Origin of the sequence: Sulfurospirillum sp. SCADC (assembly GCF_000743525.1) — a bacterium.
Lineage (GTDB): Bacteria > Campylobacterota > Campylobacteria > Campylobacterales > Sulfurospirillaceae > Sulfurospirillum.
Genome location: NZ_JQGK01000011.1, coordinates 16,362 through 31,621 on the forward strand (window position 1 = coordinate 16,362; position 15,260 = coordinate 31,621).

Annotated in this window: 13 protein-coding genes; 11 read left to right on the forward strand and 2 right to left on the reverse strand. The window is 42.9% G+C overall.

The window, feature by feature from the left end; translation table 11 throughout:
* Nucleotides 1–4 precede the first annotated feature (4 nt).
* From JU57_RS08065 to JU57_RS08100, 8 genes are all read left to right on the forward strand, one after another.
* Nucleotides 5–655 (forward strand): DUF4276 family protein, encoded by a 651-nt coding sequence (locus JU57_RS08065; protein ID WP_037959408.1) that lies wholly within the window; start codon nucleotides 5–7, stop codon nucleotides 653–655.
* A gap of 178 nt (nucleotides 656–833) precedes the next feature.
* Nucleotides 834–2,786 carry an exo-beta-1,3-glucanase gene (locus tag JU57_RS08070; protein WP_037959410.1) on the forward strand — a complete coding sequence of 651 codons (1,953 nt, stop codon included), beginning with the start codon at nucleotides 834–836 and terminating at the stop codon, nucleotides 2,784–2,786.
* 93 nt (nucleotides 2,787–2,879) lie between these two features.
* The gene (alaS, locus tag JU57_RS08075; protein WP_037959413.1) at nucleotides 2,880–5,426 is read left to right on the forward strand and encodes an alanine--tRNA ligase; all 2,547 of its coding nucleotides are present in this window, start codon (nucleotides 2,880–2,882) and stop codon (nucleotides 5,424–5,426) included.
* Nucleotides 5,427–5,429: 3 nt separating this feature from the next.
* The gene (locus JU57_RS08080) at nucleotides 5,430–5,927 is read left to right on the forward strand and encodes a hypothetical protein (protein ID WP_025345408.1); all 498 of its coding nucleotides are present in this window, start codon (nucleotides 5,430–5,432) and stop codon (nucleotides 5,925–5,927) included.
* A 1-nt stretch (nucleotide 5,928) separates the two neighbouring features.
* Complete coding sequence (gene maf / locus JU57_RS08085) at nucleotides 5,929–6,483, forward strand: septum formation inhibitor Maf (protein ID WP_037959417.1); 555 nt, start codon at nucleotides 5,929–5,931, stop codon at nucleotides 6,481–6,483.
* A gap of 2 nt (nucleotides 6,484–6,485) precedes the next feature.
* Nucleotides 6,486–7,577, forward strand: coding sequence for a pyridoxal phosphate-dependent aminotransferase family protein (locus tag JU57_RS08090; RefSeq protein WP_037959419.1), 1,092 nt, complete (start codon nucleotides 6,486–6,488; stop codon nucleotides 7,575–7,577).
* The gene (locus tag JU57_RS08095; protein WP_037959421.1) at nucleotides 7,574–8,269 is read left to right on the forward strand and encodes an ATP-binding cassette domain-containing protein; all 696 of its coding nucleotides are present in this window, start codon (nucleotides 7,574–7,576) and stop codon (nucleotides 8,267–8,269) included. The genes JU57_RS08090 and JU57_RS08095 overlap by 4 nt, the downstream gene beginning before the upstream one ends.
* Nucleotides 8,266–10,191, forward strand: a complete 1,926-nt coding sequence (locus JU57_RS08100) for a PBP1A family penicillin-binding protein (protein WP_037959422.1) — start codon at nucleotides 8,266–8,268, stop codon at nucleotides 10,189–10,191. Before JU57_RS08095 ends, JU57_RS08100 begins: the two co-directional genes overlap by 4 nt.
* Nucleotides 10,192–10,385: 194 nt before the next feature.
* Here the strand turns inward: JU57_RS08100 and glnA are convergent, their stop codons facing one another.
* Both glnA and JU57_RS08110 read right to left on the reverse strand, forming a co-directional pair.
* On the reverse strand, nucleotides 10,386–11,816 hold the full coding sequence (gene glnA / locus JU57_RS08105; protein WP_037959424.1) for a type I glutamate--ammonia ligase: 1,431 nt from the start codon (nucleotides 11,814–11,816) through the stop codon (nucleotides 10,386–10,388).
* A 71-nt stretch (nucleotides 11,817–11,887) separates the two neighbouring features.
* Nucleotides 11,888–12,667, reverse strand: coding sequence for a histidinol-phosphatase (locus JU57_RS08110; protein WP_037959428.1), 780 nt, complete (start codon nucleotides 12,665–12,667; stop codon nucleotides 11,888–11,890).
* A gap of 91 nt (nucleotides 12,668–12,758) precedes the next feature.
* Here JU57_RS08110 and JU57_RS08115 point away from each other — a divergent pair, with 91 nt between their 5' ends.
* From JU57_RS08115 to purE, 3 genes are read left to right on the forward strand one after another with little or no spacing between them, the layout of a single operon-like run.
* Nucleotides 12,759–13,496 (forward strand): chemotaxis protein, encoded by a 738-nt coding sequence (locus tag JU57_RS08115; RefSeq protein WP_037959430.1) that lies wholly within the window; start codon nucleotides 12,759–12,761, stop codon nucleotides 13,494–13,496.
* Entirely contained in the window at nucleotides 13,497–14,762 is a 1,266-nt protein-coding gene (locus tag JU57_RS08120; protein ID WP_037959434.1) for a peptidase U32 family protein, read from the forward strand. It begins immediately after the preceding gene.
* Between the two features lie 3 nt (nucleotides 14,763–14,765).
* Nucleotides 14,766–15,260: a 5-(carboxyamino)imidazole ribonucleotide mutase gene (purE, locus tag JU57_RS08125; protein WP_037959437.1), complete on the forward strand. Its 495-nt coding sequence runs from the start codon at nucleotides 14,766–14,768 to the stop codon at nucleotides 15,258–15,260.

Consider the following 15,260-nt stretch of genomic DNA (forward strand, 5'->3'; position numbering starts at 1 on the left):
TTGAATGAGTCAAATTATAACTATTGGGTACATCGTAGAGGGTTCAACAGATGTTCGATTTTTAGAAAATATTATTCGTAGGACATTTGAAGATGTTGCTCTATCATGTGAGCGAGAGATAGAAATTTATTCAGTAACATGGATAAAAGCAAGTAGAGGGAAGCCATTTGTTGAACAAATTCAAGAGGCGATAAAAGATGCAGATAGTTTAGGAATAAAATTTTTTTGTGTTCATTGTGATGCAGATGATAACAATGATGAACATGTTCAGCAATATAAAATTATTCCTGCTTTTGAAGCATGTGAAAGTTTTAGTGTAGAAAAAAATATAGAACTTGTATCATTAGTCCCAGTATATATGACTGAAGCATGGATGCTAGCAGATAAATCAGTTTTTAAAGATGAAATTAGCACTCGATTGAGTGATCGTGAATTGGGAATTGATAAACCTGCAGAAACATACAAGAACCCAAAAGAAATAATAAAAGAAGCAATTAGAATTGCACAGTCAGGCTTGTCTCGGAGACGTCAGAAGCTTAATATCTCTGATTTATACTCTCCTTTGGGACAAAAAATTTCTTTACACTCTTTAAAGCAATTATCTTCATATCAAAAATTTTTTGAATCAATAAGTAATTTGTTGAACAATGATTAAAGGAGAGGTATAGTAAAAGTGCTTTTAATTTTTGATATTTTTTATCATGTTACTCAATAAAACCACGCTAAAAGCTTACTTCAAACCATCTTAATTTTTATCTTTCACTCTTTACATGTAAACCCTTAAACCCATTTCTAGTATAATCGCGCAACTATTATAGATGGAGCTTGACTGTATGAATCACACGTTTAAAATGATCCTTTTTTACCTTGCGATGTTTGCCACATTGGGGCTTTTTTGGTTTTGGATGGCTTTGCCTTCTTCTAGCCTCATAACGCTTGATCCCAATGTCAAACTGCAATGCCTCTCGTATGCGCCTTTTGGCAAAGATGAATCGCCACTTGATATTCCTAAAGGGTTTCGCCCCTCACCCGAGCAGATGGACAAAGACTTGACGCATTTGGCGACGATTACGAGTTGTATTCGCTCGTATTCTAGCGTTGGGTTGGAAGAATTACCTGAAATTGCGCGCAAACATGGGCTGAAACTGTGGTTGGGTGCGTGGGTGAGCAATGATGTCAAATTAACACAAAAAGAGATCGACACGACGATTCGTTTGGCCAAAGAGAACAAAGACATCGTCGAAACCGTTGTGGTGGGGAATGAAGCGCTGTTGCGACGTGATGTAAGTGCAGGGCAGTTGGTCAGTTACATCAACGAAGTCAAACAAGCCTTGCCCGATATGATCGTGACGTATGCCGATGTGTGGGAGTTTTGGAACAAGCATCCTGAGGTTGCCCCTGCGGTCGATCGTGTGACGATTCACATTTTGCCGTACTGGGAAGACACGCCCATCAGTGTGGACAAAGCGCTTTTACATGTAAAAAATATTCGCGAGTTGATGCAACAAAAAATCCCCGATAAAGAGATCGTCATCGGTGAGACAGGCTGGCCAAGTGAAGGGCGTATGCGTGAATCTGCCTACCCAAGTGCGGTCAATCAAGCGATTTTTACGCGTGGGTTTGTCAAAATGGCAGAAGATAATGGCTGGAAGTACAATTTTATCGAAGCGTTTGACCAACCGTGGAAGCGCATGAGCGAAGGTGCTGTGGGCGGTTTTTGGGGTCTGTTTGATGCCGATAGGGCGGATAAACACATCTTGCATGGTTTTGTCTCCAACTTTCCCAATGCGCTGTGGCTTTTTATCAGCAGTTGTGCGCTCAGTCTTGTAGGGCTGATTTGGCTTTGGGGCGTGCCGACATGTTCGTGTAAAAAAGCGCCGTACTGGTTCGCAACGCTTTTTGGTGGCTCGGTGGCACTTACGTGGCAAGCCAATGCCTATTGGATCGTTTCGCGCAATAACCTTGAAGAGGCGTGGGCGATTTTATGCCTGAGTGTCGCTTTTTTACTGTGGCTTAAACTGGTGCGGTTTCTCATCGCCGAAGAGATCACGATGCGAGGTTCGATGGCGCGTTTTATCAGTGTGATAACGCTCAGTGAACCCAAAGGTGAGACGTTTTGGGAGGATGTTTTGCATCTGCTCAGTGTGAGTATCGTGCTTGTGATGGCGCTCTCCTTAGCGTTTGATGGACGGTATCTGAACTTTGAGCTCGGAACGCTGGGCATCATCGCTGTGGTGTATGCGGTCATTTATTTTTCAACTGAGCGAAAAGAGCTCAATGGTTTGATGGAAAAAGCGAGTGGATTGATCTTGTTTCTAAGTGCCTTAGCGGTCTTAGTTCAAGAGAGCGCACGCAATGATTTTGCGCTAAATTGGGTTATTTTGGTGATGGTTTTAGGCTCTACCCTGTGGCTTTCCACTTCAAAACTATGTGGTCTTTTTAGAACACTTCTGATTTTGCTTGTAGCGGCAGGTGCTATTGTCGCGATGAAAGAGGGTGTGTATGTTAAAGAGTCGTGGGTGGCGGTGTGCGCGGCTGAGCCGATGCTTCCTATCTGCCAATTTAGAACGCTTTTGGGCAAAGTGATTTACCTCAATTATGTAGGGCTTTCAGGTATCGTCGTTGCCATTTTTAGTGTGCTCTCTGGAAGCTATGTGTTGGGTATGTTAGCGATGATTATGGGACTGTTCTGCCTTCTGACATTCAATGGTTTTTTAGGTGCCATCATCGCGGTTCTAGGGTGGTGGATTGTCGGGTATCGTCTCAGTGAAAAGTGTGCGTTGTAATCGCCCTTAGTGCTGTTTGAGGGCATTTAATAATACCCTTTAGGTTTTTTCGTTAAAATAGATAAATTTTTATAATAAAACTAGGACAATAGTATGGATGTTAGAGCTGAGTTTTTAAAGTTTTTTGAACAAAAAGGTCACAAGATTATCGAGAGTTCTCCTCTTGTGCCCGATGACGCGACGCTTCTGTTTACCAACGCAGGCATGGTTCCTTTTAAGAGTGTTTTCACAGGCGAAGTGCCTCGTCCTAACCCTCCACGTGCGACAACCTGTCAGACATGTATCAGAGCTGGTGGTAAACACAATGACCTTGATAACGTGGGCTACACAGCGCGCCATCATACTTTTTTTGAAATGCTTGGAAACTTCTCTTTTGGCGATTACTTTAAAGAAGATGCCATCTCTCATGCGTGGGAATTTGTGACCGAAGTGCTTAAACTTCCCAAAGAAAAACTTTGGGTAACCGTTCATGAGAGCGATGATGAGGCTGAGGGTATTTGGAAAAAGCACATTGATGCGAGTCGCATTATGCGCTTTGGTGATAAAGACAACTTCTGGCAAATGGGCGATACGGGACCATGTGGCCCCTGCAGTGAAATCTTCATCGATCAAGGGGCTGAGAACTTTAACACGCCAGAAGATTATATGGGAGGAGACGGTGACCGTTTCTTAGAGATTTGGAATCTCGTGTTTATGCAGTATGAGCGTGACGCTTCTGGTGTGCTTCATCCGCTTCCCAAACCTTCCATCGACACGGGTATGGGCTTAGAGCGTGTGACTGCGGTGAAAGAGGGTGTTTTTAGTAACTATGACTCTTCACTCTTTATTCCTTTAACCGACAAAGTGGCAGAGTTGTGCGGTAAACCTTATGCGTATGCAACGGGAGCGAGTTACCGTGTTATTGCTGATCATATTCGTGCGGTTTCATTTTTGGTCGCGCAAGGAACCACTTTTGGTCGAGTGGGTCGTGGGTATGTGTTAAGACGCATCTTAAGACGTGCGGTCAGACATGGTTATTTACTAGGACTTCGTGAGCCGTTTATGTACAAACTTCTTGATACCTTGTGCGATCTTATGGGCAAACAATATCCATACCTTGTCGCTAAAAAAGAGGTGATTGCAGAGCAGATCAAAAATGAAGAAGAGAGCTTCTTTACGACCATCGCTTCAGGACTTGAACTCTTTGAAAAAGAACTCCCCAATACCAAAACGATGTTTAGCGGCGAAGTAGCCTTTAAACTCTACGATACCTACGGTTTCCCTCTTGATCTTACAGCGGATATGCTTCGTGAAAAAGGCTTAAGTGTCAATGAAGCAGAGTTTGAAGCTTTGATGGCGGAGCAAAAAGCGCGTTCCAAAGCCTCATGGAAAGGTAGTGGCGATAAAGCAACGCAAGGTGAATTTAAACCGCTTCTTGAAAAATTTGGTCTCAACACCTTTGTAGGTTACACCCAAAAAGAGGCCAAAACCAAAGTGTTAGCACTCTTAGATGAGAACTTCAAAGAGGTTCAAAGCTTAGATGAAAATGGCTGGGTCATGTTTGAACAAACCCCTTTTTACGCGATGAGTGGTGGACAAAGTGGCGATGAGGGTGTGATCGAAGGCTATGGTAAAGTCCTTGACACCAAGAAATTTTTTGACTTGAATCTTTCCCTCGTAGAGCTCGAAAAGCCTTTACATGTAAACGATGAGGTGAACCTTAGCGTTGATGTCTCACGCCTTGAGATCGAAAGACATCACAGTGCAACACACTTGCTGCACAGCGCGCTTCGTAAAGTTTTGGGTGAGCATGTTTCACAAGCTGGAAGTTTGGTCGAAAAAGACAGACTTCGTTTTGACTTCTCCCATCCAAAAGCATTGAGTTTTGAAGAGATCACTCAGGTTGAAGCGTTTGTGAACAGTGTCATCGCGAGTGGTGTTTCGGGAGAGACTAAACTAATGAATGTCGAAGAGGCTAAAAACAGTGGCGCGATGGCACTTTTTGGCGAGAAATACGGTTCTGAAGTTCGTGTGGTGAGCTTTGGCGATGCGAGTGTTGAGCTGTGTGGCGGAACGCACGTGAGCAATACGGCGAACATCGGAAGCTTTTTTATCCAAAAAGAGAGTGGCGTGAGTGCCGGTGTCAGACGTATCGAAGCGATTTGCGGTGGTGCGGCTCTTTCTTACGCACAAAGTTTGAGAAGCGAACTGGAAGCGATCAAAGAGAGTGTGAAACACAAAGAGCCACTCATCGGCATCAATCGTCTCAAAGAAGAGATCAAAACTCTAAAAACCGAAGTCGAATCGCTCAATGCAAACGCTGGAAAGTCAGTCGAATCTTTACATGTAAACGGTGTGGAACTCATTGTAGACGTTTTGGGTGCAGGCGATATTAAAGTGCGCATCGATGATCTTAAAAATGAAAAAAGCTCCGTTGCCGTTCTTTTACTGCAAGTCAAAGAGGACAAAGTGATGATCGCAGCAGGTGTGAAAAATGCCGCGATTAAAGCTGGTGCATGGATCAAAGAGATCGCACCGATCGTTGGCGGAGGCGGTGGCGGACGCGATGACTTTGCTCAAGCAGGCGGCAAAGATGCTTCTAAAATCGAAGAGGCAAAATCAGCAGCCCTTGCGTATGCAAAATCAGTTCTTCAAGGCTAAAGGATGCGCGATTTTTTCATAGAGATCTTTGGGGACTTTAGCCGAATCATCGTTTTTTTACATGTAATCAGTTCAGCACTGCTGATTGGGAGTATGTTCGTGATGCGTTTTGTGATTCAGCCTGTGGAAGAAGATGTCGCTGATGAGAAGATAAAATTTAACAGCTGCATTAAAATGATGCGTCGCTACATCCTCTTTTTGGTGCCTGTGTTGCTGATTATCATCATAACATCGGTGTTTATGCACATCGGGCTTGGCTTTAAAGCAGGCAATCCGACCACCTATGTGATGGTGCATACCAAAGAGGCTCTGTGGACATTCATCGCCTTTAATTTTATTTACATGTACTTCAAATACCTTAAAGCCAAAAAAGGGTTAGAGGAAGAGAATTACATCGAAGTCGAGGAAAATGTGATCTTGATGGTGAAGTATCTCATCCCTCTCAATCTGCTTTTAGCCGTTATCTCGGTCTATTTTGGCGTGATTTTACGAGGTTACTAAGATGCAAACGATTGTGCTTGGCTCCTCTTCAATCACGAGGGTGGAACTGCTGAGCAAGTTTGGCGTTCCGTTCATTCAACGAGAGCCTGGGTTTGATGAGGAGAGCCTTCGCATCGCTGATCCCGCACATTTTGTCTACCATGCAACCAAAGGGAAGATGCAAAGCTATCTTGAAACGTACGACTTAGAAATGCCTGTCTTATGCGCTGATACCGTGGTCACGGCGAATGGACAGATTTTGCGTAAAGCCAAAGACAAAGACGATGCCAAACGCATTTTAGAGGCGCAAAGTGGCAATACCGTGAGCATTCTTACGTGTATGATTTACAAATCCAAAACGATTGAACTGATCGATCTTTCTACCACGGATTATCTTTTTTTACCTTTTGAGCCCAAAGCACTGCAAGATTATTTGGAAAGTGATGAGTGGCGAGGCAAAGCAGGAGCGTGCATGGTGGAAGGCTTTTGCAAATCGTATATCAAAGAGGTGGTGGGGCTGGAAAGTACCGCCATGGGGCTCAGCGTTGAAAAACTCCTGCCTTTTTTATCCTTTTAGCCATGTATCAAAACGAACTGCTAGCCATCACCAAAGCCAATCGCTACCGAAGCCGAAAGCTTTACGATGAATCTTTAGCCGATTTTAGCTCGAACGATTACCTTGGTTTTGCGCAAAATAAAACGCTTTTTGAACGTGCGGTGGCGCAAGTCTCTTTGCATAAATTTCATGCACCTAAAGCCTCCATCTTGGTCAATGGGTATCATCCGATTCATCAAGAGTTTGAGGATTTTTTAATCCGTCATAACGGTTTTGAAGCTGCTCTTGTGTGTGGAAGTGGTTTTTTAGCCAATTTTTCACTCATTGAAGCGTTACCGCGCAAAAAAGATCTTTTGATCTTGGACGAAGCGTATCACGCGAGTGGCATGGTCGCTTCTAAAACCGTTGATGCGGAAGTGTTGCTTTTTAACCATAACGATGCCAATCACTTGGAAAGTCTGATCAACACGCATCATCACAATCGCATTATCATCGCCGTTGAGGGGATTTACTCGATGAGTGGCGATCTTTTAAACCCCGATATTTTCGACATTGCCGATCGTTACAACGCGATTTTAATTGTCGATGAAGCGCACAGTGTGGGCGTTGTGGGTGAAAATCTTCGAGGCGTGTTTGATCTGTTTCACATTACCCCCAAAGCCAACCACATCAAAATGGGAACCCTTGGCAAAGCGCTCGGAAGTTATGGTGCGTATATTTTATGCTCCAATCACATTGCAGAATTTTTACAAAATCGTGCCAAAGCGATTATTTATACCACGGCACCTTCTTTGTTTGATATTGCCCTTGGGTACCAAAGTTTGCTCTATATTCTTAAAAACAGAGCCAAGCTTAAAGCGGAGATTGTTGCGCGCCAAAAGGTTGTGCATGAATGTTTAGGTCTTAAAATGGATGGACTGATTTACTCGTATCCTTTGTGCGAAGGAGCGGATGCTTTGAGCATTCAGCAACACTTGATAGATGAAGGATTTTTAGTTGGAGCGATTCGCCCACCGACCGTTTTAAAGCCCATTTTGCGCATTATTCCTCGATTAGGTGAAAGTATTGAACAGCTTCGTGCGTTGTGTTCGCTTATCCAAAAGGGGTCATTTTGAGCTTTACATGTAAAGAGCTTGTGATTCACAATAGAGCCAAAACTCTTTTACATGTAAGCTTTTCGTTTGAGCGATCGTTTGCGTTGATTGGGGAGAGTGGCAGTGGAAAAAGCTTGACACTCAAAGCCCTTTTAGGCATGTTACCGCAGGAGCTAGAGAGCACACTGTCGTACAATGCTAGTTATGCGCTCAAACGAGGTGAGAGCATCGCTTTTGTGCCTCAAAATCCTTTTACAGCGCTCTCGCCACTCACCAAAATCGAAAAGCAGTTTATGGCACCACGTGAGAGGGCGCAAAAGTACCTTAGCATGGTCCATTTGGATGTGGAGTTTTTAGACCGCTTTCCCTCAGAACTGAGCGGTGGGCAGTTGCAACGCCTCATCATCGCGATGGCGCTAAGCATTGAGCCACGGTTACTGCTTTTGGATGAGCCGACAACGGCACTCGATGAAGAGAGCAAAACCACGGTTTTAGAGTTGATCGCAACGCTTCAAAAAGAGTGCGGTTTTGATCTGCTTTTTGTCACGCACGATATTGGAACGATTGAGCATTTATGCGAGGAAGTGGGTATTATTAAAAACGGACAAATCGTTGAGTCGGGTTTGACGAAAGATATTTTACATGACCCAAAAGAGGCGTACACACAGCAGCTTTTGACGTCTGGATTTAGACAAAGGAGTTTTAGAGAGTGAAATACATTATAACAATTTTAACCATGCTTGGATTTGCAGCGGTGATGGCAATTATCTTTTTATACGCACAGATTCGGTTTGATGCCGATAAAATTATTGACTACAATCCAAAATTAACCACACAAATTTACGACCGAAACGGTGATCTGGTTGCCAACTTGTTTGATGATGAAAATAGGATTTATGTGGAGTATCACGATATTCCTGCACGCGTCATTGAAGCGCTCGTTGCCACGGAAGATACCTCATTTTTTGAACACAATGGGATTAATATCGAAGCGATTTTTAGAGCGCTTATTAAAGATATTCATGCGATGAAGCTGGTTGAAGGGGCGAGTACCATCACCCAACAGCTGATTAAAAATACCGTTTTAACACGCCAAAAAACCTTAACGCGCAAAGTCAATGAAGCGATTCTTGCCTACACGGTTGAAGCGGCATTGAGTAAAGAGCAGATTCTAGAACGCTACTTTAATCATGTCTATTTTGGACACGGTTATTACGGCATTAAAACGGCAGCACTTGGGTATTTTAAAAAACCACTTGATGGATTGAGTCTTAAAGAGATTGCGATGTTGGTAGGACTTCCAAAAGCGCCTAGTTCGTATGACCCTACGAAACACATGGATCTCTCTCTCAGCAGAGCCAATCAAGTCGTCAACCGCCTTTACACACTGGGTTGGATCAGTGAAGGCGAATACACGAAAGCCACCTTGGAGCATCCTATGGTGTATGACGAGACCTTAACACGCAACCGCGCCCCTTATGTGGTTGATGAAGTGATTAAAAATTTAGCCTCTGAGTATGATGATCTTAAAAAAGGTGGGTATAAAATTTACCTTACGATTGATCTTAAGATGCAACAACTCGCTCATGAATCGCTCAATGTTGGGTACAAAGGTATGGTCTCTCGCATGGGAAAAGATGCCAATACCTCAGAGCTTAATGGTGCAATGGTGGTCATGGAAAATAACACGGGCAATGTGTTAGCACTTGTGGGAGGCATTGATTATGCTAAAAGCAGTTTTAACCGTGCAACACAAAGCAAACGCCAACCAGGATCAAGCTTTAAGCCTTTCTTGTACCAAAAAGCTTTGGATTGGGGGTATTCGCCACTGTCTGAAATTCCTGATATTTCTCGAACCTACGTAAACAGTGAAACCGATGAAGAGTGGAAACCAAAAAACTATGAAAATGATTTTGAAGGTCTGATCACACTTAAAGAGGCATTGGTGCATTCGCGCAACCTTGCGACAATCAACCTTTTGTCGCTTTTAGGGATGGACAGTGTCTACAAAGAGCTCAAAAAAGATGGTTTTAAAAATATTGCGATGGATTTGACGCTTGCCTTAGGCAGTTTTGGTATTTCGCCACTGGAATACAGCAGTTTTTACTCCATGTTTCCTAATTATGGTGTCAAAGTGGAACCTCTTCTTGTTAAGAAAGTGATCACACGTCAAGGGGTTGAAAAAGTGTATGAAACAGAGAGTCAGACCCTTACTTCTCCTAAGCAGAGCTACTTGATGATTGATATGCTCAAAGAGGTTGTCAAACGAGGAACGGGTCGAAACGCCCAAGTACCAGGTATTGAAATTGCTGGAAAAACAGGAACCACCAATAGCAGTGTGGATGTCTGGTTCTGTGGTTTTTCACCTGATATTGAAGTGATTACGTGGTATGGCAATGACAATAATACCCCACTTAAAAAAGGTGAAACGGGAGGTCGTTCAGCTGCACCTGCATTTAAATACTTTATGACAAAGTATGTGGAACTGCATCCTGAAACCACACGTGAATTTAAGATGCCAGAGGGTGTTAATGCTCGAAAAGTCGATGGTACAACAGAGTTCTTTACCGACGTCTCACCGTTTCCAAAAAGCAACACGAAAGAGTTAAAAGAAGAGGGTGGTTTGATCTTTTAATATACTTTGGAAGCCACGGAAACGTGGTTTTCAACCCTTCGATGTGTGTGCCAAACACATTTACATGTAAAACAATGAAAAACCATTTTGAGTGTTAAGTGAAATAATGCGAACGAAGAAAGAGGCAAGCTTTAGTGCATAGCGCAGCGTAGCTTTTGGGGCTTAGCCCCAAAAGCGTGTTAAACTAAAAATGATTAGCAAGAGAACATTGTTTTAAATTCAAACGCTGTTGGTCTAGCCTCATCTGGCCAAACTTGTGTTTCAAATTTGTAGTGTTGATACGTGTCCAAAAACTCTGGTGTCATAGCTGGTTTAAGATACTCATTGTCACGGATTAACGCTTCAAGTGAACCTCTTAGGGTATGAGGCATTTGGTTAATACCTTTTTCTCTAATTTCATCAAGTGTGAGTTCAAACAAATCTTCATCCATTGGTCCAACAGGCTCAGCTTTGGTTTTGATACCATCAATTCCTGCAAGAAGCATCGAAGCAAATGCAAGGTATGGGCAAGAGGTTGAATCTGGGAAACGCATCTCAACACGAACTGATTTCTCACCTGCACCGTAAGGGATACGGCAAGATGCAGAACGATTTTGCATAGAGTATGTAAGAATTGAAGGTGCTTCAAATCCTGGGATCAAACGTTTGTAAGAGTTGGTTGATGGGTTGGTAAACGCTGCAACACTGCGTGCATGTTTCAAGATACCACCGATGTACCAACGAGCCATGTCGCTAAGGTTTGCATATTCGCCAGCCTTGTAGAACATGTTTTTGCCATCTTTCCAGATCGATTGGTGAACGTGCATACCGCTACCATTGTCACCGTAAAGTGGTTTTGGCATAAAGGTTGCTGTTTTACCATTAAGGTGTGCGACCATTTTAACAACGTATTTGTATTTTTGAACGTTATCGGCTGCTTCGATTAAGGTTCCAAATTTAACACCGATTTCACCTTGTGCTTGTGCCACTTCGTGGTGAACAACGAAAACTTCAAGACCAATTTGTTTGAGGGTTTGTACCATTTCAGCACGTAAATCTACCATAGAATCGATTGGTTGAACGGGGAAGTACCCACCTTTTGTACCGGGACGGTGACCTGTGTTGTAACCATCGGTAAAGTTTTTAGCGCTATTCCAAGCACCCTCTTCGGAATCAACTTCATAGTAAGAGCAGTTGATTTCATCTCTGATTTTAACATCATCAAAGACGAAAAATTCATTTTCCGGTCCAAAGTACGCAACATCACCCAACCCTGTCTCTGCAAGGTATGCTAATGTTTTTTTCGCAATACTTCTTGGGCATTTCTCGTAGAGTTCGCCTTTGTAAATATCAAAAACATCACAGAAAACAACGACTGTAGAATCAGCCGTAAACGGATCTAAAAAGGCTGTTTCAGCTTCAGGTTTAAGGAGCATATCTGATTTGTTGATTGGTTGCCAAGCATCAATTGAAGAGCCATCAAATGGAATACCATTTGCGAAAGATTCAGCACTAATCGCTTCAATGGTATAGGTAAGGTGGTGCCATGTTCCTTTCATGTCCGTGAAACGAAAATCGACAAATTCTACTTCATTGTCAGCACAGTATTTGAAAAATTCTTCAACACTGTTAACGAATTTACCCATGGTGTAACTCCTAGATTTTAAATTTCAGTAATTTTATCAGATTGAGCTGAAAATAAAGCCGAAAGGTGTGCTTAAAAATTAACCAATATTCGATCTCGACTCTCGTATGTTGCACATTTTTTATACCCAAATGCTTTTGCGATCAAACGCAACTCGTCTTGACGCAATCCAATATGTTGAACCGTATGCGCATCCGAACCAAAAGTAATAGGAATATCATGCTCTGCGATCAACTCCATCAAAAGATGGCTTGGGTAGGCTTCTCCCACAGGTTTACGAAAGCCAGCCGCGTTGAGTTCGATGGTCATGTTAGCTTTTTTAATCGCTTTGATTGCCTCTTTTGCGATCAGTCTGACATCTTTTTTAGGCAAATAATTAAAGACCTTAATCAAGTCCAAATGACCTACAATATCAAAGAGTCCGCTCTTTGCCATCGCTTCAATCGCTGCAAAATAGCGTTCCCACACTTCATCAATGTTTTTGGTGCGGTATTCTCCGATAAATTCGGGATTATCAAAGCCCCAAGTGCCTAAAAAATGGACTGAGCCTATAAAATAATCAACCGGACGCTTCAACACACGCTCATCAATGTATCCGTCTAAAAAATCGACCTCGTAAGCGAGTAAAATTTGAATCCGATCACGGTAGGTTTCTTTTACATGTAAAACATCATTTTCATACGTTTCCATTTGGGAAAAATCCATACGATACGCTTCATCGTAATTCATGGGAGCATGATCCGAAAAGCCAAAAACATCGATTTTTTTCGCTATAGCGGCGTGTACATACGCTTCAATGCTCCCGTCTGCATGGTTGCATAAAGGGGTGTGGTTATGTAAATCAATCATCATGGCAGGCTTCCTTGTATCAGGGTCTTAAAGTTAAATTATATAAAAAGTTCACTATAATAGACCATAATTTGTCAGTTTGAGGAGAAAGCTTATGACGCAAGAAGAACTTGATGCTTTGATGGCGGGCGATTTGGATGAAATGGACGATGCCGCACCTGCCCAAAGTGCCATTGAAGAGAGTCTAGAATCAGAAGAAGATGCAATGTCGGACAGTGAGGCTTTAGAAGTTGAAAAAGATAAGGCTGCTACCCAATTGATGCACGAATACAGACCATCCTCTACGATGTCTTGGCCACCACCACCCCCAACGGATGACCATAAAATGGTGCATCAACTCGATGATGTGACCAAAGACTCTGAGATCAAAGCGACTCAAGTTTTTGACAAGCTTGAAACAGTCAATAACTTTATGATGAGTGCCGAAGCAAATGCTAAAGAGGTCATTAAACTGATTGAGACCAATATCACTCTGTTTGAAACGTTGGTGACAAAATTTCCTAAAATCGATCAGTTCCAAAAAGCATTGGATGATAACAAAGGGATGAAAGAGCGTGTGGAAGATCTTTTGATGAATGCGCAAATGGCAGAAGATGAGATCATGATGACGATGGACATTATGCAGTACCAAGATATTCACCGCCAAAAAATCGAGCGGGTTATTAACGTTATGCGAGCCCTTTCAAAATACATGAGCGCTTTGTTTGAAGGCTCTAAGGATGATTCCAAACGTGTCAGTTCGGCTGTGCATATTCACGGCGATGAGACAACCGAAGATGTTGTGAGCAGTGAAGATATTGAAGCATTGATTGCTAGTTTAGGAAAGAAATAGGTGTCAAACGTCGAACTGCTTTCTCCTGCTGGAAATTTTGAAAAGTTAAAAATAGCACTGGCGTATGGCGCAGATGCTGTGTATGCAGGGGTGAGTCACTTCTCTCTTCGCATACGTTCAGGCAAAGAGTTTACCTATGAGAGTTTTGAAGAGGCGATTAACTATACGCACGCACAGGGTAAACACCTGCATGCAACCGTAAATGGTTTTCCGTTTAACGCACAGATTCCTTTACTTGAAAAACATATTGAACGTGTGGCGGCGATGAAACCCGATGCGTTTATTGTCGCGGCTCCTGGTGTGATTAAACTCGCCCATAAAATTGCACCGCAGATTCCGATTCATCTCTCCACACAAGCGAATGTACTCAGTTACCTTGATGCGGAAGTCTATTCGGATATGGGTGTTAAGCGCATTATCGCAGCGCGCGAAGTGAGTTTGAAAGATTTGGAGCAGATCAAAAAGCATCTGCCGCATTTGGAACTGGAAGTCTTTGTGCATGGTTCGATGTGTTTTGCCTACAGTGGTCGCTGTTTGATCAGCTCCGTGCAAAGTGGGCGCGTTTCAAACCGTGGAAGCTGTGCCAATGACTGTCGTTTTCCTTACACGCTTTATGCACACAACGAAGAGAGTGGAACGCTGTTTCGTATTGAAGAAAGCGAAGAGGGTACGCACATTATGAATGCGAAAGACCTTAATCTCAGTGCGCATGTCAAAGAGATACTGGATTCTGGTGTCATTGATTCACTGAAAATTGAAGGGCGAACGAAGAGTTCGTATTATGTTGGCATTACGACCAAAACGTACCGTCAAGCGATTGAAGATTATTATGCTGGACAATTTGATGCCGCCAAATACACAGCAGAGCTCGATACAACGAAAAACCGTGGCTTTAGCGATGGCTATTTGGTGAACCGTCCGTTTGAAAAAAATGACACGCAAAATTTAGCGCACTCGATCAGCGAAGGCACCCACCAAGTCGTTGCGCAAGTAGATGAAGATGGTACAACCTGCCTTTGTAAGGATGTTTTATCTTTACATGTAAACTATGATTTGGTCATGCCAGCTCATCTAAAACTTGAAGCAATGGACAATGACATCGGCACGATTTTTGAAGAGAATGGTTCTTGGAAAATTTCCTTTAAAAAACTTCAAACACCAAGTGGCAAACTGTTTGATGAGATTCATAGCGGCAATGTCAATGCGATTGTTATGCCAACACCCTTACCTGGATTTACATTTTTAAGAGCAAAAGTAAAAGGATAAAACGTGAAGTTTGTTTCTATTATAATGGGAAGTAAAAGTGATTATACCGTGATGGAAGAGTGCGCAAAAACACTTGAGAAATTTGGCGTTTTGCATGAGATTATCGTCTCCTCAGCGCACCGAAGTCCAGAGCGAACACATGAATATGTGAAAAACGCGGAAGCTAAAGGGGCGAAAGTCTTTATCGCAGCAGCAGGTATGGCGGCACATTTAGCCGGTGTTGTGGCTTCGCTTACGACTAAACCTGTTATCGGTGTTCCGATGAAAGGTGGCGTTATGGAGGGCATGGACGCGCTTTTAAGCACGGTTCAGATGCCTGGAGGCATGCCTGTAGGTACGGTGGCGATTGGCTCAGCAGGCGCTATTAACAGTGCCTATTTAGCGATGGAAATTCTTGCTCTTTCCGATGAAGAGTTGGCGGCAAAACTGAGAGAAGATCGCATTTTAAAAGCAAAAAAAGTTGAAACCGATTCTGCGGGAATTGAGATTATTCTATAA

Bases quoted from the DNA above. Each gene is read 5' to 3' on its own strand.
- JU57_RS08090 (WP_037959419.1), top strand. From the start codon at position 6,486: ATGTATCAAAACGAACTGCTAGCCATCACCAAAGCCAATCGCTACCGA.
- glnA (WP_037959424.1), bottom strand. From the start codon at position 11,816: ATGGGTAAATTCGTTAACAGTGTTGAAGAATTTTTCAAATACTGTGCT.
- JU57_RS08115 (WP_037959430.1), top strand. From the start codon at position 12,759: ATGACGCAAGAAGAACTTGATGCTTTGATGGCGGGCGATTTGGATGAA.
- maf (WP_037959417.1), top strand. From the start codon at position 5,929: ATGCAAACGATTGTGCTTGGCTCCTCTTCAATCACGAGGGTGGAACTG.
- JU57_RS08065 (WP_037959408.1), top strand. From the start codon at position 5: ATGAGTCAAATTATAACTATTGGGTACATCGTAGAGGGTTCAACAGAT.
- alaS (WP_037959413.1), top strand. From the start codon at position 2,880: ATGGATGTTAGAGCTGAGTTTTTAAAGTTTTTTGAACAAAAAGGTCAC.
- JU57_RS08080 (WP_025345408.1), top strand. From the start codon at position 5,430: ATGCGCGATTTTTTCATAGAGATCTTTGGGGACTTTAGCCGAATCATC.
- JU57_RS08110 (WP_037959428.1), bottom strand. From the start codon at position 12,667: ATGATGATTGATTTACATAACCACACCCCTTTATGCAACCATGCAGAC.
- JU57_RS08070 (WP_037959410.1), top strand. From the start codon at position 834: ATGAATCACACGTTTAAAATGATCCTTTTTTACCTTGCGATGTTTGCC.